Genomic DNA, 17,661 nt, shown 5'->3' with positions numbered 1-17,661 from the left:
CATCCCGGCGCCCCCGCGCATCGTGCTGCCCGCAACGCCCCATGCACGAAAGCGAAGACGATGATGTTGCGCAGCCGGGCGAGGCCGCCCAGATAAGTTTCGAATGCAATCGTCCGGCATGATCCCGGCGAAGACCGCGCGTTCGAAAGGCCGCGCCGCAGCCGGATCGGAGACACCCCATGACGGCACGCGCCCACGCTTCCTCAAACGACGCGCCCCGACCGGGCCGGCAGGCCTTCTTTGTCCGGGCGAGGACATCGTCCGGCGGGATCCGCGGGGCGCTCGAGGCGTCCCGACCCGCGGCGCCTGCGCCGGTCCCGCTCCGCGCGCGTCCAGCCCGGGGATGCGGTCGATGAGCTTCCAGTCCCCCGCCTCATTCGCCCAGTTTCACAGCCAGGGCCGGCATGCCTCCTACGTGCGCTCGATGAGATCCCCGGGCGGGATCCTCGACCTGCTCGAGGTCCAGCGGCCGGCCGGCGACATGTCCCGCCCGGCCGTGCCGGACATCGTCCTGATGGTGGACCTGAGCGGCTGCAGCCGCGTCAAAGGCGACCTGGGAGGCGGCCGCTTCGATCTGGCCACCCGCAGAGGGACCCTGGCGCTCGCCGCCCCGGATTTCGCGACCACGGTGATCAACGAGGACAGCCATCGGCTCCGCAGCCTGGCCTTCCCGCTGGCGCAGTGGCAGAGCGCGCTCGACGAGGCGGCCGAGGGCCGGTTCTCCTTCGAGACCTCCTGCATCTACGGCCGGGTGTTCGACTCCGCGGCCCTGCGGTCGGCGTTCCGCAACCTGTGGTCGCTGTGCGAGGACGAGGGGGCGCCCTCGCGGCTGCTGGCCCGGGCGGCGGGCTGCGAGATCTTCGCCGAGCTCTGCCGGATGGGCGGCGCGCCCTTCGCCCCGGCGAAGGGCGGTCTCGCCCCCTGGGCCGAGCGGCGCTGCCTCGAGCTGATGCAGGCCCGGCTGTCGGAGGACATCGGCCTCGACGAACTGGCGGCCGAGGCGCAGCTCTCCTCCTTCCATTTCGCGCGCATGTTCAAGAAAAGCATCGGCGTTCCCCCGCGGGTCCACCTGACCCGGCTTAGGATCGAGAGGGCCTGCGAGCTGCTCGAACGGACCGACCTGTCGGTGACCGAGATCGCGCTCGAGGTCGGATACAGCTCCAACCAGGTCCTCGCGCGGGTTTTCCAGAGACTTCGGCAGATGAGCCCGACCGACTATCGCCGGGCGGTGCGCGATCCCTCGCGCGTCTATCCCGCGTCCTGACCGGGGCCCGCCGCAGCCAGCGCGAAAAGGACCGCGACCACGCCGTTGCTCGGCAAGACCGGGCCGTCGCCTAGGGAAATCGGGGCGCGACGTCATCCGCAGGTCCCGGCGCGGTCGAGGATCGGCGATTTGGTCGGCCCGGGCGTCGCGGGCTGCTCCGCGCGGCCCCCCGAAGACGCGGTGTCCGCAATCGTCCCTCGGCCCCGTCGGGCGACGCCTCGGCCCGGCGAGGCCGCACGCGGCCCTTGCGCCGCGGCTGCTTCCGGTCGGTCGGCGGAAGCGGGGATGGCGGAGGCCGCCATCCCCGCGCGGCTCAGGCGGCCTCGGCCGGAACCGGCGTGTTGAGCAGCTGCTGCTCCCACAGATAGGCGATGGCGCTGCCGCCCAGGTGATCCCGGAGCGCGTCGTTCAGCGCCGTCGCCGTCTCGGCCCGCGCCCAGTCGCGCTGCCACTCGGAGGCCAGCGCCAGCCAGGTCATCATGTTGATGCCCGCCGCGATCATGCGCTGGATCGCAACCTCGTGGGCCTCGAGCGAAGTGCCGCCCGAGGCGTCGGTGATCACGGTCACGTCCCAGCCCTCGCCCGCCGCCTGGATCGCGGGCATCGCCACGCAGATCTCGGTCCACAGGCCGGCGATGATCAGCTGCTTGCGGCCCGTCGCCTTGACGGCGTCGACGACCTTGGGATCCTCCCAGGTGTTGATCGTGGTCCGGTCGATCACCTCCTGGCCGGGGAACACGTCGGTGACATGCGGGAAGATCAACCCGCCCCGGGCCGCGATCACGCTGGTCAGGATCGTGGGCACGCCGAAGACCCTGGCCGTCTTGGCCAGGGCGGTGGTGTTGTTCACCACCGCCTGCGGATCGTGGCTGTTGAGATTGGCGAGCTGATAGGGCTGGTGGTCGATCAGGACGAGGACCGAGTCCTCGGGACGGAGAAGCGAGTCGAGGCCGTTGCGAAAGGTCATGGCTGTCATCCTTGCAGTTGTGAGAGAGCCGGGCTCCTGAGACCGACCCTAGCGACCGCGCCCTCGCCTCGCGGCGTCAGGGCTGCGCTGAAGGCGCCGTTCCTGCGGTCTGCGGATCTCCCCGCTGCGGGCCGCCGAGGCCGACCCGCGACCGGCGACGGCACGCGGCCGGCAGGCCTCGGCGACGCCGCCGGGCGCCAGGCGGATGATCTCCACCCCGGCAAGCTTCGCCTTCTCCGCGGCCCTGGCGATCGGGCCAGGGCCGAGCGGCGCTTCGGCCAGGAATGGCGCCTCGGACGCCAGAAGGGCGAGCAGGTCGTCCGCCTCGCCGGCCTCGACCGCCTTGCGCCGGGCGCCCAGCCCTCTGCCAGCGGCGGCACGGCAAGTTCGCCGATCGGCGCCTTCGCCTGCGGGCGCGAGGCGCCGAGGACATTGCCGGGAAGACGGCCTGGCCGCCCCTGCGGACCAGGCGGCGATCTTCGACGGCGATGCTTGCGGGCGCGCGCGGAACGCTGGAGGCTTGGCGTCGATACTACGAGCGGCGGCACATCCGGCCAGCCGTCGTGAGGAAGCCCGGAAACTCCAACCCCGGGGGATCCAAGGTTCGGCTGCGGAGCATCTCGCCGCGTGCGGTCAATCCTGCTTGGCGGGAGAGGGGCTGCGTCGCCTCGACAGGGCGTCGCGGACCAGGCCGAGGCGATCATTGCCGAAATACATGTCTTCGCCGTCGACGAAGATGGTCGGCGTGCCGAAGCCGCCGCGATCGACAAGCTCCTGTGTGTTCCGCCGCAACTGAGCTTTCACCGCGTCGCTCGCGATCGCGGCCAGCAGCCGGTCAGGGTCGACCGCAACCTCCTCGCAGATCCCGGCCAGCACCGCATCGCTCGACACGTCCTGGTCCTCGCTCCAGTAGCGACGGAAAACGGCCTCGGCGAAGGGGACGAGCTTGCCCTCCGGCTCGAGCGCGATGCACGCCCGCATCGCCTTGACGGTGTTGATCGGGAAGATCGTGGGCGGCATGCGGATGGTCAGCCCGTAGAGGCGGGCCCAGTCGGCCAGGTCCTTGATCATGTAGGCCTGCTTGGCGGGCGCCGGGTTCGCGCGGAAGGCGTAGACGCTGGGGTTGATCGTGTTGAAGATCCCGCCGACGAGGATGGGCCGCCAGATCACCGGCGCCTCGCATTCCGCGGCAACTCTCTGGACTTCGTGAAAGCCAAGATAGGTGAACGGGCTGGAGCAGTCGAAGAAGAACTCGATCATTTCTTTCCTCCTGGGGCAGGCCCCGCCAGGCCCGCGCGGGATGTCGCGGGCGAGCACGTGACGATGCGCCTCCGAGGGACCGTCGTAGATGCGGAAGGCGCGTATGTCGCGATGGGTCTGCTCGACGATCGTCCGGTTGGCGATCCCCGCCATGAACCTGGTCGCGCCGATGTCCTCGCCGGCCTCGTCGAAGGTCGGGGCCATCACGATCGCCACGGGGCCGCCCTCGTGGCCGGTGATCGGGCGCTTGAGGCGGTTGACCACATCGCCGTCTGCGGACCTCTGCGCCTCGGGTCGCGGCATCGAGGCGGCGAAGCCGGCGCCGCCCTCGTCCATTGGTCTTGCGTTCGACGCCGTGCGGCTTGCCGGTTCAGGCTCCCGAGCGGCGGGGCATCGCCCGCGCCGCTCGGGAGCCTTCCCGCAGAGCGTCAGATCGACAGACCGCCGCTGACGCAGACAACCTGGCCGGAGATGTAGTCGGACTCCGGCGTGCACAGCAGATAGATGCTGCCCGCCGCTTCCACGGGCGAGCCGGCTCGGCCCATCGGGATGGCTGCGGCGAAGCCCTTGGCGACCTTCACGGGGATGCCGACGCCGATCTCGCGACCCTCGACCGTGATGGTCTTCTTCTCGTCGGTGGCCTCGGTCAGGCGGGTGCTGATGACGCCGAACGCAACCGCGTTCACGTTGACCTTCCACCGCCCCCATTCCTTGGCGAGCGACTTGGTCAGGCCGAGTTGCGCGGCCTTCGCCGAAGAATAGTTGGCCTGGCCCGCATTGCCCCCGGTGCCGGCCATGGACGAGACGTTGACCACCTTGCGGACCACCTCGCGGCCCTGGGCGGCCTCCTCCTTCGCGGCGGGGATGATGACCTGGGCGGCGGCGCGCAGGATGCGGAACGGGGCTTTCACGTGGACGTCGTACATGGCGTCGAACTGCTGGTCCGACATCTTGTTGATCAGCGCGTCCCAGGTGTAGCCCGCGTTGTTGATCACGATGTCGACGCCGCCGAAGGCGTCGACGCCGGCCTTGACGAAACGGTCGCCGAAGTCGGGCTCGGTCACCGAGCCCGGGACCGCGAGGCCCCGGGCGCCCAGCGCAGCGATCTCTTCGACCACCGCCCCGGCCGGGCCGGCGTCGAGATCGTTGACCACGACGTTCGCCCCTTCCGAGGCCAGCTTCAGCGCCACCTCGCGGCCGATGCCGCGGCCTCCGCCGGTGACGAAGGCGGTCTTGCCCTCGAGTTTCTTCATCGTCTCGGCTTCCTTCTGCGGTTCCGCGCTCCGTCCGCGACGGGATGGAGCGGCATTCTGAACGTGGACGTCCCGCCGCCCCGCTCAGCCGTAGCGGCGGGCGATCAGGTCCTTCATGGTCTCGGTCGAGCCGCCGGCGATGGTGTAGAGGCGCGCTTCGGTGAACATGCTGGAGATGTCGTACTCGGCCATGTAGCCGGCCCCTCCGTGCAGCTGCAGGCACTTGTTCACCGCCTCGAAGGTCTGCTCGGCGACCCACCACTTGGCCATGGCGGCGGAGACGGCGTCGAACTCCCCGCGCCGATGCCGCGCCACGCAGTCGTCGACATAGCCGTGGATCACACGGGTCACCGTCTCGACCTCCGCCAGGCGGAACCGGGTGTTCTGCTTGTCGAGCAGCCGGCCCCCGAAGATCCTGCGGTCGGTCGCGAAGGCGATCGTCGTCTCCAGCGCCCGGCGAAGCATTCCGCAGGCGGTGACGCAGATCACCAGCCGCTCCTGGGCGAGGTTCGTCATCAGCTGTCGGAAGCCCTGGCCCTCGACCCCGCCAAGCAGGTTCTCGGGCGGCACGCGAACGCCGTCGAAGAACAGTTCGGAGGTGTCCTGGCCGTGCAGACCGAGTTTCTCGAGGTTGCGTCCCCGGCGGAAACCCTGCGCCTGAGCCGTCTCGACCACGATCAGCGACACGCCCTTCGCGCCGGCCTCGGGGTCGGTCTTCACGGCGGTGATGACGAGATCGGCCTGCTGACCGTTGGATATGTAGACCTTCGATCCGTCGATGACGTATTCGTTGCCGTCCATCCGCGCCCGGGTGCGGATCGACTGCAGGTCCGAGCCCGCGCCAGGTTCGGTCATTGCGATGGCGCAGACCAGTTCGCCCGTCGCCATCTTCGGAAGCCAGCGCTTCTTCTGATCTTCCGTGCCGAATTCAAGGATATACCAGGCGCAGATCTGGGAGTGCACGCCGTTGCCGAAGCTGGAATGACCGCGGCCGGCATATTGCTGGTAGGTGATCATCGCCTCGTGGCGGAAGTCGCCGCCATGGCCGCCGTATTCCTCGGGGATCGAGGCGCACAGCATCCCGACCTCGCCGGCCTTGCGCCAGAAGTCGCGGTCCACATGGCCCTGCGCCTGCCAGCGGGCCTCATGCGGGCTCATTTCCTTCTCGACGAAGCCGCGCATGGCGTCGGACAGCATGTCCAGTTCGTCGTCCATCCAGGAGAAGCGGTAGTCGAACATCCGGCGGAAGCCTTTTTCTGGGGGATCGGGCGCGGCCGGGGGAGGGCGGGCCGCCCCCGGCCGCCGAGGTTCAGAACGGCAGGTTGCTCTCGACCACGACCCACTTCCTGGACTGCGCCTGCACCAGCACCAGTCCCGAGCCGCCGGCGTGCTTCTCGGCCGAGAAGCCGTAGCCCGGTCCGCCGAAGGGATCGTCGTAGTGGGAGATGGACTCGATGGCCCGGGTGAGCGTCTCGACCGTCAGCTCCCGGCCTGCGGTCTCGAGCGCCTTCACCAGCAGGTCGCCGGCCACGTAGCCAAGCTCGCCGTAGGGCTCCGGTCTGGCGCCGTATTTCTCCTCGAACCTGGCGGCGAAATCGGTGCGGAATGCGTCGCCGTCAGTGTAGTCGGCCGCGCGGAACGGCGAGACGAGATAGAGCCCCTCGGTCGCGCCGTCTCCGGCCTCTGCCACGATCGCGGTGTAGGGGACCATGTTGCCCACGACCGGCTTGTCCCAGCCCAGCTTGCGCAGGGTGGAGTAGAGGTTGATCGTGTCCTTGGTGGTGGTGCCCAGCACCAGAAGCTCGCAGCCCGAGTTCTTGATCGCGGTGGCGGAGCCGGCGAAGTCGGTCTCGGTCACCTTGTGGGAGCCGTGGAAGACCACCTCCAGTCCCATCGCTTCGCTGGTGGCCTCGAAGCCGTCGACCACTTCCTGGCCGTAGTCGTTGGCGACGGCCTGCAGGCAGACCTTCTTCGCGCCGGTCTCTGCCACGAAGTGCTTCAGCGCGCCCGCGGCCTGGTTCTGGTAGTTGACGTAGAGGCTGAAGTGCAGCGGGCTCAACGGTTCGACCACCGAGCGCGCGGCGGTGACCGGGAACAGGGTGGGCACGCCCTGCGGGTCGAGGATCTTCTGCGCGGCCATGGTGGTGGGCGTGCCGACCGAGGAGATCATCGCGAAGATCTCGTCGCGCTTGACCAGCTTGTTGGTCGCGCGGACGGCAAGCGTCAGGTCGTATTTCATGTCCTCGACGCGCAGGTCGATCTGGCGGCCGTGGACGCCGCCTGCGGCGTTGGCCTCATCGATGCGCAGCCGCAGGCCCTGGACGTTGGGCGCGCCGCCCGAGGCGAGCGGTCCTGACAGATCGCTGATCGTGCCGATGACGATCGCGTCGTCGCTGACGCCCTGCGTTTCGGCTCGTGCAGAGCCCGTACAGGCCAGGCCGATGCAGGCCAGCAGCGCTGCGGCTGCGGCGGAACTCAAGGTCTTCATGGCGGTCTCCTCCTGCGAAGCGCCGGGCTCTTGCGGCCCGGCTTTTTCAGGCCGACCGGCCGTTGGCGCGCGGTTCGGCCGGTGAGGCCGCCCGGCGGGCGACCCGGATGCGCGGACGGCGCCAAGGCGCCGGAAGTTTGTCTCGGCCATGCGTTCCCGGCCCGCGCAGGGCGCGGGACAGAACGGTCAATGGTTCGCAGCATGGCGCGGGATTGCCCTGGCAAGAGCTTTTGTAACACTCGAAAGTTACATTTCACACTATCGCTTGCCGCGTCAACGGGATTGTGTGGCGGTCCTGGCCGCCGGAAGTCTCGACCTGGGGCGGTCTGCTCTCGCGCGGGCGCCGCATCCGGCTGGCATTCCGCAACTGCGAAAAGGTCGTGAAGGCGCAGATACGCGACAGGCGGAGTCTCATCGCGAACCGCGCTGCACGCTGCCATTCAGCGCCTACGGGGCGCGATCTGGCGAGGGTCTCGGGTTGATGCAGGTCCGCCCGCCTTCGCGGAGGCGATCACTCATCGCCGCGCAATTTCCTTGCGCGTGGATTATTTTACGTGCGTCGGTTACTTTTTCGTTGATCCGCCCTCGAAGGTGTGAACAGTCACTGGCAAGTGAATGATGACCCGAGCCGCCGGCCCACGATCGACGCGGATCGACCAGCGGGGGCGCAGAGGCGTCCGGGCGGAGAGGAGACGGCTTTTCGCGCAAGAGACCGGCCAGGGCGTGCGAGATCAGGGGACGCGAGAGATCCCCTCCCCGCCCCATTCGCCGGCGTCATCAACTCGAATCTTTGGGAGGGGTTCGTGGAATTCTCCGACGTGATGCAGCTCGTTCTGATCGGGATATCGCAGGGGTGCGCCTACGCGCTCGTCGCCATCGGCTTCGTGTTCATCTACCGCGCGACCGAGATCGTGAACTTCGCCCACGGCGAGCTCATGATGCTCGGCGCCTTCATGGCGCTGACCTTCGCGCAGATGCTGGGTCTGAACTTCTGGCTCGCCTCGGCGCTGGCGATCCTGTCGCTGGGGGCGATCGGATATGCGCTCGATGCGGTCGTCATGCGCCGGATGGTGGGCGAGTCCCACGCCTCGATCTTCATCCTGACCATTGCCATCGGACTGATGATCCGGGCGTTGGCGGGGATGATCTGGGGCTGGGCGCCGCTGGCGCTCGACGCGCCGTTCCTGCACGACTACGAGGTCGGAGGCGTGATCGTGGGCATGGACCGGGTGGCGGTGATCGCCGGCACCGTGATCCTGTGCGCGTTGCTCTATCACTTCTTCACGCGGACGCGGATCGGCCTGGCCATCCAGGGCGCCTCGCAGAACCAGCTCGCGGCCTATTACTGCCGGATCCCGGTGAAGCGGCTGATCTCGGTGGTCTGGGCGATCGCGGCGATGGTCGCGGCCTTCGCGGGGCTGATGATGGCCCCCGTCACCCAGATCGACACGGGGATGAGCGCCTTTGGCATCAAGGCCTTCGCGGGCGCGATCGTGGGCGGCTTCGGCTCGATCCCCGGCGCGCTGCTGGGCTGCCTGCTGATCGGGGTGGCCGAGCCCTTCCTCGACTTCCTGTTCCCGCCCCTGAAGGGGGTCTACGCCTACGTGATCATGCTGGCGGTGCTGTTCGTGAAGCCTGACGGACTGATCCCGCAGACCTTCGCCAAGAAGGTCTGAGCCGATGCAGATCCTCTTCAAGACCCACTACGACCAGGACATCGATCACCTGGCGATCCGGGGCGAGCGGCTCAGGATCCTCGGCGCGCTCGCGCTGGCGCTGGCGGCGCCGCTGCTGATCGATTCCTACTTCGTGGGCGAACTCTCGATCTTCCTCGTCTACATCCTGGCGGGCCTCGGCCTGATGGTGCTGATCGGCTTCAGCGGGCAGGTGTCGTTCGGCCACTCCGCGTTCCTGGGCATAGGCGCCTACTGCCATTCGGTGCTGCTGGGGCAGGGGGTCCCCTTCGTGCTGTCGCTGCCGGCCGCGGCGTTGCTGGCGGGGCTGGTCGGGGCGGCGCTGGGGCGGGCGGCCTCGAAGATGCACGGCTTCTACATGGCGATCGCCACGCTCGCCTTCGCCATCGTTGTCGAGACGATCCTCGGCGAATGGACGGGCGTCACCGGTGGCCACATGGGGCTGGAGGTGCCGCCGCTGGCGGTCTTCGGGGTCGAGTTGGGCGAGCCCTGGCAGCAGTACTACCTGATCCTCGCGGTGGTGCTGTTCTGCATCTGGGGTGTGGCGAACCTGATGCGCGCGCCCAAGGGTCGGATGATGATCGCGGTGCGGGATTCCGAGACCTCGGCCCGCTCGCTCGGCGTCGACATCGCGCGGGTGAAGATCGCGGCCTTCTTCGTCAGCGCCATGCTGACCGGTCTCGCCGGCGGGCTGATGGCGCATCTGCTGTTCTATATCTCGCCCGACACGTTCGGCATCAACGAGAGCCTGAAGCTGCTGCTGATGGTCATCGTGGGGGGCGTTGGCACCATCACGGGCGCGATCTTCGGCGCAGTCTTCGTCACCGTGCTGCCGGTGGCCATCGCCTTCCTGCGCGACCTGGCGCCCCCCTCGCTCGCGGATGTGGCGGGGCTGGAGCAGTTCTTGTTCGGCGGGATCATCGCGCTGTTCATCATATTCGAGCCGGCGGGGATCTACGGACGTTGGCGCAAGCTGCGTCTATTCTTCGAGACCTACCCTTATTACAAGCGCGCGACCTTTGTCCGCCAGAAGCGCTACCTGAAGACGGAGCGCTTCAAATGAGCGAACTGGTCGTCGAGAACCTCACCCTCTCCTTCGGCGGCATCAAGGCGATCAACGACGTGTCGTTCAGCGTCGAGCCCGGGGAGATCTACGCCATCATCGGGCCCAACGGCGCGGGCAAGAGCACGATCTTCAACGCCGTCAGCCGGATCTATACGCCCGACGCCGGAACCATCCGCTTCCGCGGCGAGGATCTGCTGGCGCGCAAACCCGACCAGGTGGTCGACCTCGGCCTCGCCCGGACCTTTCAGAACATCGAGCTGTTCGAGAACGCGACCGTGCTCGACAACCTTCTGGTCGGGCGCAGCTCCAAGGTCCGCACGAGCTGGCTGGCGGAGTGGTTCTTCTCGCCCGAAGTGCGGCGGGAGGAATACGCCCACCGGCGCAAGGTTGAGGAGATCCTCGACCTGCTCGACATGCAGGCCCACCGACACGAACTGGTCCGCGACCTGCCCTACGGCGCGCGCAAGAACGTCGAACTCGCCCGCGCGCTCTGCGCCGAGCCGAAGATGCTGCTGCTCGATGAGCCCGCTTCGGGTCTCAACCCCGAAGAGACGACCGACATGTCCTTCTGGCTGAAGGACATCAAGGAGGAGCTGGGAGTCACGGTGGTGATGGTCGAGCATGACATGAACCTGGTGGGTCGTCTCGCCGACCGCTGCATGGCGCTGGGCAACGGCGAGGTGATGGCGGTGGGGACGGTCGCAGAAGTGCAGGCCAACGCCGAGGTCCTGACCGCCTATCTCGGAGCGCCCGCGGCATGAGCGCCCTGCTGGACGTCCGCAACGTCGAGACCTTCTATGGGCCGATCATGGCCATCGCCGGCGTCAGCCTGGCGATCGAGGAGGGCGACATCGTCACCGTGCTGGGCGCCAACGGCGCCGGCAAGACCACGCTGCTCAAAACCATTTCGGGCGCCATCGACTGCCGCAAGGGGCAGGTGATCTTCGCGGGCGAGGAGGTGCAGAACCGCGACCCCGACGCGGTCGCCGCCAAAGGCATCGGCCATGTGCCCGAGGGGCGGGAGGTGTTCCCCTTCCTGACGGTGGAGGAGAACCTGAAGCTCGGCGCCTGGGGACGCCGCGACGCGGACGAGGTCGCGCGCGACCTCGAGGCCGTCCACACCTATTTCCCCGAGCTGAAGCGCAAGGCGGCGGACATGGCGGGCTATCTCTCGGGCGGCCAGCAGCAGATGCTGGCCGTGGGGCGGGCCTTCATGGGCCGACCCAGGCTGATGATCCTGGACGAGCCGTCGCTGGGACTCTCGCCGATCCTGACCCGGACCATCTTCGACGTGATCCGGCGCATCAACGCCGAGCAGGGGGTGACCGTCCTGCTGGTTGAACAGAACGCCGCCGCCGCGCTGAACGTGGCCAACCACGGCTTCATCATGGAGGTCGGGCGCGTGGTGATGGACGCGCCGACGCGCGAGCTGCTGCGCTCCGACGACATCCGCGAGTTCTATCTGGGCCAGTCCGACGCCGGCATCCGCGGCGAGAAGCGGTGGAAGAAGCGCAAGACCTGGAGGTGAGGCCATGCTGGACTGCGACGCGAAACCGGTGCTGATCGACGGCCAGGACACGCTGGCGAAACTGTTCCGCGATCGCGTCGGGCGCTGGGGCGACCGCGTGGCCTTCCGCGAGAAGGATTTCGGCGTCTGGCGGGCCTATACCTGGAAGGACTACGACCGCCACGCGCGCCAGGTCGCCGCCGGCCTGATGGCGCTGGGCCTGCGTCGCGGCGACGTGGTGGCGATCCTGTCGGAGGACAACAAGGAATGGGTCTTCGTCGACATGGGCGCGCATCTGGCCGGCTGCGTGGTCAACGGGGTCTATCCCACCTACCAGGCCCAGCAGCTCCGCCACCTGCTGGTCGACAGCGACGCCCGCGTGCTGGTGGTCGAGGACGAGGAGCAGCTCGACAAGGTGCTCGAGATCCGGGAGCATCTGCCGAACCTGCTCAGGGTCTACGTCATCGACTGGAAGGGCCTGCGCGGTTTCCACGATCCCCTGGTCGAGCCGATTGACCATCTCTATGAGGCCGGCGAACACTTCCGGCAGGCGCGGCCCGAGGCGCTGGACGCGGCCATCGACGCCGGCGCCAACGCCGATATCGCGGTGCTGATCTACACCTCCGGCACCACCGGCGCGCCGAAAGGGGCGCTGATCTCGCATCGCTACCTGCTCCATTCCGCGACCATGGCGCCGGACCCGCTGCCGCTGGGCCCCGAGGACGAACTGCTGACGTACCTGCCCCTCTGCCACGCGGCCGAACGCATGTTCTCGCTCGGCTCCTGTCTCGCGCACGGCACGCGCCTGAACTTTGCCGAGAGCTCGGAGACGGTGATCGCCAACCTTCGGGAGCTGTCGCCCACGGTGGTCTTCGCGGTGCCGCGGATCTGGGAAAAGTTCTACTCCCGCGTCCGCACCCTGATGTCCGAGGCCACCTGGCTGGGCCGCATCGGCTACGACTGGGCCTTCGCGGTGGGGACCCGGCGCGCGGACCATCAGCTTGCGGGCAGGAAGGTCCCCGCGAGCCTCGAGCTGCGCTATCGCCTCGCCGACGTGCTGGTGTTTCGCAACATCAAGGAGCTTCTGGGCCTCGACCGCGCGCATTTCCTGTTGTCGGGGGCGGCGCCGATCTCCCCGGATCTGCTGAAGTGGTTCATGGCGCTGGGTCTGCGGATATCCGAAGGCTATGGCCAGACCGAATGCGGCACCGCCACCATGTCCCGTGCGGACCGACCTAATCCCGGCTCGGTCGGCTTTCCCCTGCCCGGGGTCGAGGTGAAGCTGGGGGAGGCGGACGAGATCCTGGTCCGCGGCCCGAACCTCTTTTCGGGCTACCACAACAACCCCGAGGCGACGGCGAAGACCGTGGTCGACGGCTGGCTGCATACCGGCGATGTGGGCGCGTGGATGGAGGACGGCTCGCTGCGCATCCGCGACCGGCTGAAGGACATCATCATCACCGCGGGCGGCAAGAACGTGACGCCGAGCCTGCTGGAGAACGCCCTGAAGTTCTCTCCCTACATCGCCGACGCGATCATCGTCGGCGACCGGCGCAAGTACCTCTCCTGCCTGATCATGATCGACCAGGAGAATGTCGAGCATCACGCCCAGGCCCATGCCATTCCCTTCACCGACTACAAGTCGCTCTGCGCCCGGCCCGAGGTGGTGGAGCTGATCGCGCAGGAGGTGGAGGCGGCCAACCGTGGTTTCTCGCCGGTCGAGCAGGTGAAGACCTTCCGGCTGATCAACATCCTGCTGACCGCGGAGGACGACGAGATGACCCCGACCATGAAGCTCAAGCGCAGCTTCGTGGAGAAGAAATACGCCGCCCTCGTCGACCAGATGTACCGCGAACCCGCATGACCCGGGCATCCTCCTCTTCCCCTGGCCGGGCCCATGGACAAAGCCCCGTTCGCCGTCCAGAACGTTCGGCGGCGCGCCGTGTCCGCCGCCGCCTCCCCGCATCGTCGGTTGACAGCTTTTCACCTGCGGGAGAGAAGTGTCGCCAGTCGGTTACTTCGCGGCTCCCGGTCAGGGAGGTCCGCCGCGCGCGCCGGACGCGCCCTGATCGGGGGATCCGTCGAATGACGAAGGAGAAGTGGGCGAGCGCTTTCGAAAGCCGCGACGACCGCCGCGCCAAGAAGCGCATGGCGGTGCTTCGCGCGGGCGCTTACCTGTTCAACAAGCAGGGTTTCGAGCGGACGACGCTGGACGACATCGCCAAGGCGCTGAACGTCACCAAGCGCACGCTCTACTACTACATAGAAAGCAAGGACGAGATCCTCATCGAGTGCAACCGCCATGCGGTCGAGTCGATGAAGGAGATCACGGACGATATCCGCCGACGCGAAGGGCCGCCGCTGGAGCGCATCGAGCGCTATCTGCGCCACTACATGGGCTTTCTCGCCGACGACATGGGCGTGTGCCTGATCCTCTCGGTCGACCTGCCGCTGGACGAGCCTTATGGCGCGGTCATGCGCGAAGGCCGGCGCAAGGGCGACGTGACCATGCGCGAGCTGATCGTGGAGGGGATCGCGGACGGCTCCATCGCCCCCTGCGACCCGCGTCTGACCACGGCCGCGATCTTCGGCGCCTTCAACTGGGTCCCGCACTGGAACACGCGCGCCGATCCCGTGCCGCTGCCCCAGATCGCCGAGAGCTACATCCGTTTTGTCATCAACGGCCTGAAGGCCCGGCCGGCGGAGAGCTGAGGGGGGCGCCTCCCGCCGGGTCGTCGCTCACGAACAGGGAGGGCCGCGCCATGGCCGACAGCGACAGCATCCTCTACGAGCGCCCGGCCGAGAACGTCGCGCGCATCGTCCTGAACCGGGCGCAGGCCCGCAATGCGCAGGACACCGCGCTGCTCTACGCGCTGAACGACGCCTTCGACCGGGCGGCCGGGGACGACGAGGTCAAGGTGGTGATCCTCGCCTCGACCGGGCCGCACTTCTCGGCGGGCCACGACCTGCGCGAGACGGACGCCGTCGCGAACATGGACGCCCATCGGCCGGTCGGGACCTGGGGCGGAACGCACGCCAGGGCCGCCGAGGCGCGCTATGCCCGCGAGATGGAGATCTATCTGGGCTTCTGCGAGCGATGGCGTGCCCTGTCCAAGCCCACCATCGCCCAGGTGCAGGGCAAGTGCATCGCCGGGGGGCTGATGCTGGTCTGGCCCTGCGACCTGGTGGTGGCGAGCGAGGACGCAGAGTTCCTGGACAACACCGTGACCATGGGCGCGGTGGGGGTCGAATATTTCGTCCACCCCTGGGAGATGGGCGCCCGCCGCGCCAAGGAGCATCTGTTCACCGCCGAGCCGATCGGCGCGCGCGAGGCGCTGTCGCTCGGCATGGTCAACCGCGTCGTCCCGCGCGAGGAGTTGGCGGAGGCGACGCTGGCGCTGGCCTCCAGGATCGCGCAGATGCCGATGCTGGCGCTGAAGCTGACCAAGGAGGCGGTGAACAACGCCCAGGACGCGCAGGGCCGCGTGCAGTCGGTGCGCATGGCCTTCGCCCTCCATCAGCTGACCCACAGCCACAACGAGCAGGTCTTTGGACTGCCCGTCGATCCGACGGTGATGAACCCGGACTTCGTCAGGCCCGCGAACAAGGGCTGAGGCCCGCCAGGCCCGCGCCAGACGCAGTTCCCGTCGCGCAGCGACGCCCGCAGGGCGCCGCTGTTTTCGCTGTTGGCGACGCCCTCATCAACCCCTTGTCCGGCAATGGAAAACTTCGGCAAGCGCCGCGGAATGCATTTGACGTCGCACCGTGGGGTGCTAAAAGTAACGTATGAGTGTAAAGTGAGTCTTCCCTGACCCGGAGAGCCGCGGCGCGGCCATGACCGCGCTCAATCGCGAGGAGCAAACGAGATGACGCGCAAAGCGTTCGTCGCGGGTGTCGGCATGACCCCGTTCACCAAGCCCGGCCAGAACGAGCCCTATACCGAGATGGGCGCAGCCGCGATCCGCGCGGCCCTGGCGGATGCGGGGCTCGACTATTCCGCCGTCCAGCAGGCCTATGCCGGCTATGTCTATGGCGACAGCACCTGCGGGCAGGGCGTCATCTACAAGGTGGGGATGAGCGGCATTCCCATCGTCAACGTGAACAACAACTGTTCGACCGGCTCCTCGGCGCTGTTCCTCGCCCGACAGGCGGTGACCGCCGGAATCGTGGACTGCGCGCTGGCTGTGGGCTTCGAGCAGATGAACCCCGGCGCGCTGGGCACGATCTACACTGACCGTCCCTCGCCCACCGACGCCTTCGGCGAGGAGGCCGACGACCTGGTCGGCGACCTCGGCATCCCCTCGGCGCTGCGCCTCTTCGGCGGCGCCGGCAAGTCGCACATGGACAAGCACGGCACCACGATCGAGGACTTCGCCCGCATCCGAGCCAAGGCCTCGCGTCATGCCGGGAATAACCCCAAGGCGGTGTTCCGGGCCGAACTGACGCCGCAGGACGTCCTCGACTCGCCGATGATGTGGCCGGGCGTGATGACCCGACTGATGGCCTGTCCGCCGACCTGTGGCGGGGCCGCGGCGATCATCGTCTCGGAGAGTTTCGCGAAGGCGCACGGACTGTCGACCGGGGTCGAGATCGCCGGGCAGGCGATGACCACCGACACGCCCTCCACCTTCCAGGCCCACGACATGATGCAGCTGGTCGGCTACGACATGGCCGCCGCCGCGGCCGCCAGTGTCTATGAGGCCGCGGGCGTGGGTCCCGAGGACGTGGACGTGGTCGAGCTCCACGACTGCTTCGCCCATAACGAGCTGATCACCTACGAGGCGCTGGGCCTCTGCCCGCAGGGCGGGGCGCAGAAATACATCGCGGAGGGCGGCAACACCTATGGTGGGCGGCACGTGACCAACCCCTCGGGGGGGCTGCTCTCCAAGGGGCATCCGCTGGGGGCGACCGGCCTCGCCCAGTGCTACGAGCTGACCCGCCAGCTGCGCGGCAAGGCCGAGGCGACCCAGGTCGAGGGCGCGCGCATCGCGCTCCAGCACAATCTGGGCCTCGGCGGGGCCTGCGTCGTGACCCTCTACAAGGCGGCCTGAGCGATGATTGACCGCAAATACATCGGCCACGAACTGGCCCCCCTGACCGTCGAGGTCGAAAGGGGCCAGCTCCTGTTCTTCGCCAAGGCGACGGGGCAGGCGGATCCGATCTATCTCGACGAGGCGGCGGCAAAGGCGGCGGGCTACCGCGCGCTGCCCGCGCCCCCGACCTTCCTGTTCTCGCTGGATCTGAAGCGGCCGAACCCCTTCGCGCTCTACGACGAGCTGGGGATCGACCTGAACCGCGTGCTGCACGGCGAGCAGGCGTTCCGCTATGGCGCCGCGATCTGCGCGGGCGACGTGATCACGCTGCGCGCGAAGATCGTGGACATCTACGACAAGAAGGGCGGCGCGCTGGAATTCATCGTCAGCGACTGCACGGCGACCAACCAGAACGGCGAGGATGTGGGCGGGATGACCCGCTCGGCGGTGGTGAGGAACGGATGATGACGACGCAGACCGAGGCCAGGCCCGCAACCGCCTGGAAGGACATGGCGGTGGGCGACGCGATCCCGCCGCTGACCACGCCGCCGATCTCGCGCACGACGCTGGCGCTGTTCGCCGGCGGATCGGGCGACCACAACCCGATCCATGTCGACCTCGACGTGGCGAAGGCTGCCGGCATGAACGACGTTTTCGCCCACGGAATGCTGTCGATGGCCTATCTCGCGCGGATGCTGACCGACTGGGCCCCGCAGACCGCGCTGCGGGCCTTCTCGACCCGCTTCGTGGCGATCACCCAGATTCACGACGCGATCACCTGCACCGGGACCGTGGTCGAGAAGCTGGAGCGGGACGGCGAGAGGCTGGTTCGTCTCGACGTGCAGACCGCCAACGCGGCCGGCGAGGTGAAGCTCTCGGGCCAGGCGCTGGTCGCCCTCCCATAGGCCAGCGCCGCCGCGCCCGAGCGTCGCGCCCGTCCGACACGCCCGCGCCGCTCGGGCGCGGAGCCGCCGGGCGGGCGCGGACCGAGGGAGTCCGATTCCGGCGCGCGGGTTCTCCATGCGGCGGCGGGCCTCGTCGCGAAGCTCGGTCCTGGTGATCGCGCAAATGGGATCGCGCGGCGCCTCCTCGATGAAGGCGATCCGGCGGGGGGCCCTGTCGTCGGCGA

The 17,661-nt window shown here is 68.3% G+C and carries 16 protein-coding genes; 11 read left to right on the top strand and 5 right to left on the bottom strand.

Features of this window, described 5'->3' with window-relative positions; translation table 11 throughout:
• Positions 1–352: 352 nt before the first annotated feature.
• Positions 353–1,264 (top strand): AraC family transcriptional regulator, encoded by a 912-nt coding sequence (locus AAC134_RS21535; RefSeq protein WP_339951441.1) that lies wholly within the window; start codon positions 353–355, stop codon positions 1,262–1,264.
• 313 nt (positions 1,265–1,577) lie between these two features.
• On the opposite strand, the gene AAC134_RS21530 is transcribed toward AAC134_RS21535, so the two are convergent.
• The 5 genes from AAC134_RS21530 to AAC134_RS21510 all read right to left on the bottom strand — a co-directional run bounded on the left by AAC134_RS21530 (position 1,578) and on the right by AAC134_RS21510 (position 7,232).
• On the bottom strand, positions 1,578–2,231 hold the full coding sequence (locus AAC134_RS21530; protein WP_339951439.1) for a hydrolase: 654 nt from the start codon (positions 2,229–2,231) through the stop codon (positions 1,578–1,580).
• A gap of 633 nt (positions 2,232–2,864) precedes the next feature.
• Positions 2,865–3,827 carry a DsbA family protein gene (locus AAC134_RS21525; protein WP_339951437.1) on the bottom strand — a complete coding sequence of 321 codons (963 nt, stop codon included), beginning with the start codon at positions 3,825–3,827 and terminating at the stop codon, positions 2,865–2,867.
• 92 nt (positions 3,828–3,919) lie between these two features.
• Positions 3,920–4,744, bottom strand: coding sequence for an SDR family NAD(P)-dependent oxidoreductase (locus AAC134_RS21520; RefSeq protein ID WP_339951435.1), 825 nt, complete (start codon positions 4,742–4,744; stop codon positions 3,920–3,922).
• Between the two features lie 84 nt (positions 4,745–4,828).
• Entirely contained in the window at positions 4,829–5,983 is a 1,155-nt protein-coding gene (locus AAC134_RS21515) for an acyl-CoA dehydrogenase family protein (RefSeq protein ID WP_339951433.1), read from the bottom strand.
• A 70-nt stretch (positions 5,984–6,053) separates the two neighbouring features.
• Positions 6,054–7,232: an ABC transporter substrate-binding protein gene (locus AAC134_RS21510; protein WP_339951431.1), complete on the bottom strand. Its 1,179-nt coding sequence runs from the start codon at positions 7,230–7,232 to the stop codon at positions 6,054–6,056.
• 803 nt (positions 7,233–8,035) lie between these two features.
• Here AAC134_RS21510 and AAC134_RS21505 point away from each other — a divergent pair.
• From AAC134_RS21505 to AAC134_RS21460, 10 genes are all read left to right on the top strand, one after another.
• Positions 8,036–8,908, top strand: a complete 873-nt coding sequence (locus tag AAC134_RS21505) for a branched-chain amino acid ABC transporter permease (protein WP_339951429.1) — start codon at positions 8,036–8,038, stop codon at positions 8,906–8,908.
• A gap of 4 nt (positions 8,909–8,912) precedes the next feature.
• Positions 8,913–9,989, top strand: a complete 1,077-nt coding sequence (locus AAC134_RS21500; RefSeq protein ID WP_339951427.1) for a branched-chain amino acid ABC transporter permease — start codon at positions 8,913–8,915, stop codon at positions 9,987–9,989.
• The gene (locus AAC134_RS21495; protein WP_339951425.1) at positions 9,986–10,753 is read left to right on the top strand and encodes an ABC transporter ATP-binding protein; all 768 of its coding nucleotides are present in this window, start codon (positions 9,986–9,988) and stop codon (positions 10,751–10,753) included. Before AAC134_RS21500 ends, AAC134_RS21495 begins: the two co-directional genes overlap by 4 nt.
• Positions 10,750–11,520, top strand: coding sequence for an ABC transporter ATP-binding protein (locus tag AAC134_RS21490; RefSeq protein WP_339951423.1), 771 nt, complete (start codon positions 10,750–10,752; stop codon positions 11,518–11,520). Before AAC134_RS21495 ends, AAC134_RS21490 begins: the two co-directional genes overlap by 4 nt.
• 4 nt (positions 11,521–11,524) lie before the next feature.
• Entirely contained in the window at positions 11,525–13,363 is a 1,839-nt protein-coding gene (locus tag AAC134_RS21485) for a long-chain fatty acid--CoA ligase (protein WP_339951421.1), read from the top strand.
• Positions 13,364–13,584: 221 nt separating this feature from the next.
• A complete protein-coding gene (locus AAC134_RS21480; RefSeq protein ID WP_339951419.1) occupies positions 13,585–14,211 on the top strand; it encodes a TetR/AcrR family transcriptional regulator in 627 nt (208 codons plus the stop codon).
• 50 nt (positions 14,212–14,261) lie between these two features.
• A complete protein-coding gene (locus AAC134_RS21475) occupies positions 14,262–15,113 on the top strand; it encodes an enoyl-CoA hydratase (protein WP_339951417.1) in 852 nt (283 codons plus the stop codon).
• Between the two features lie 252 nt (positions 15,114–15,365).
• The gene (locus AAC134_RS21470; protein WP_339951415.1) at positions 15,366–16,550 is read left to right on the top strand and encodes a lipid-transfer protein; all 1,185 of its coding nucleotides are present in this window, start codon (positions 15,366–15,368) and stop codon (positions 16,548–16,550) included.
• 3 nt (positions 16,551–16,553) lie between these two features.
• Positions 16,554–16,997, top strand: a complete 444-nt coding sequence (locus AAC134_RS21465) for a MaoC family dehydratase N-terminal domain-containing protein (RefSeq protein WP_339951413.1) — start codon at positions 16,554–16,556, stop codon at positions 16,995–16,997.
• Positions 16,997–17,437, top strand: coding sequence for a MaoC family dehydratase (locus AAC134_RS21460; protein ID WP_339951411.1), 441 nt, complete (start codon positions 16,997–16,999; stop codon positions 17,435–17,437). The genes AAC134_RS21465 and AAC134_RS21460 overlap by 1 nt, the downstream gene beginning before the upstream one ends.
• Positions 17,438–17,661 lie beyond the last annotated feature (224 nt).

Origin of the sequence: uncultured Albimonas sp., assembly GCF_963977235.1 — a bacterium.
In the GTDB taxonomy this organism is placed as follows: Bacteria; Pseudomonadota; Alphaproteobacteria; order Rhodobacterales; family Rhodobacteraceae; genus Albimonas.
The sequence above is the reverse complement of the archived record's forward strand: the minus strand, read 5'-3'. Positions and strand labels throughout refer to the sequence as shown.

Bases quoted from the DNA above. Each gene is read 5' to 3' on its own strand.
- AAC134_RS21535 (WP_339951441.1), top strand. From the start codon at position 353: ATGAGCTTCCAGTCCCCCGCCTCATTCGCCCAGTTTCACAGCCAGGGC.
- AAC134_RS21530 (WP_339951439.1), bottom strand. From the start codon at position 2,231: ATGACCTTTCGCAACGGCCTCGACTCGCTTCTCCGTCCCGAGGACTCG.
- AAC134_RS21480 (WP_339951419.1), top strand. From the start codon at position 13,585: ATGACGAAGGAGAAGTGGGCGAGCGCTTTCGAAAGCCGCGACGACCGC.
- AAC134_RS21465 (WP_339951413.1), top strand. From the start codon at position 16,554: ATGATTGACCGCAAATACATCGGCCACGAACTGGCCCCCCTGACCGTC.
- AAC134_RS21495 (WP_339951425.1), top strand. From the start codon at position 9,986: ATGAGCGAACTGGTCGTCGAGAACCTCACCCTCTCCTTCGGCGGCATC.
- AAC134_RS21460 (WP_339951411.1), top strand. From the start codon at position 16,997: ATGACGACGCAGACCGAGGCCAGGCCCGCAACCGCCTGGAAGGACATG.
- AAC134_RS21485 (WP_339951421.1), top strand. From the start codon at position 11,525: ATGCTGGACTGCGACGCGAAACCGGTGCTGATCGACGGCCAGGACACG.
- AAC134_RS21510 (WP_339951431.1), bottom strand. From the start codon at position 7,232: ATGAAGACCTTGAGTTCCGCCGCAGCCGCAGCGCTGCTGGCCTGCATC.
- AAC134_RS21475 (WP_339951417.1), top strand. From the start codon at position 14,262: ATGGCCGACAGCGACAGCATCCTCTACGAGCGCCCGGCCGAGAACGTC.
- AAC134_RS21490 (WP_339951423.1), top strand. From the start codon at position 10,750: ATGAGCGCCCTGCTGGACGTCCGCAACGTCGAGACCTTCTATGGGCCG.
- AAC134_RS21470 (WP_339951415.1), top strand. From the start codon at position 15,366: ATGACGCGCAAAGCGTTCGTCGCGGGTGTCGGCATGACCCCGTTCACC.
- AAC134_RS21500 (WP_339951427.1), top strand. From the start codon at position 8,913: ATGCAGATCCTCTTCAAGACCCACTACGACCAGGACATCGATCACCTG.
- AAC134_RS21525 (WP_339951437.1), bottom strand. From the start codon at position 3,827: ATGGACGAGGGCGGCGCCGGCTTCGCCGCCTCGATGCCGCGACCCGAG.
- AAC134_RS21515 (WP_339951433.1), bottom strand. From the start codon at position 5,983: ATGTTCGACTACCGCTTCTCCTGGATGGACGACGAACTGGACATGCTG.
- AAC134_RS21520 (WP_339951435.1), bottom strand. From the start codon at position 4,744: ATGAAGAAACTCGAGGGCAAGACCGCCTTCGTCACCGGCGGAGGCCGC.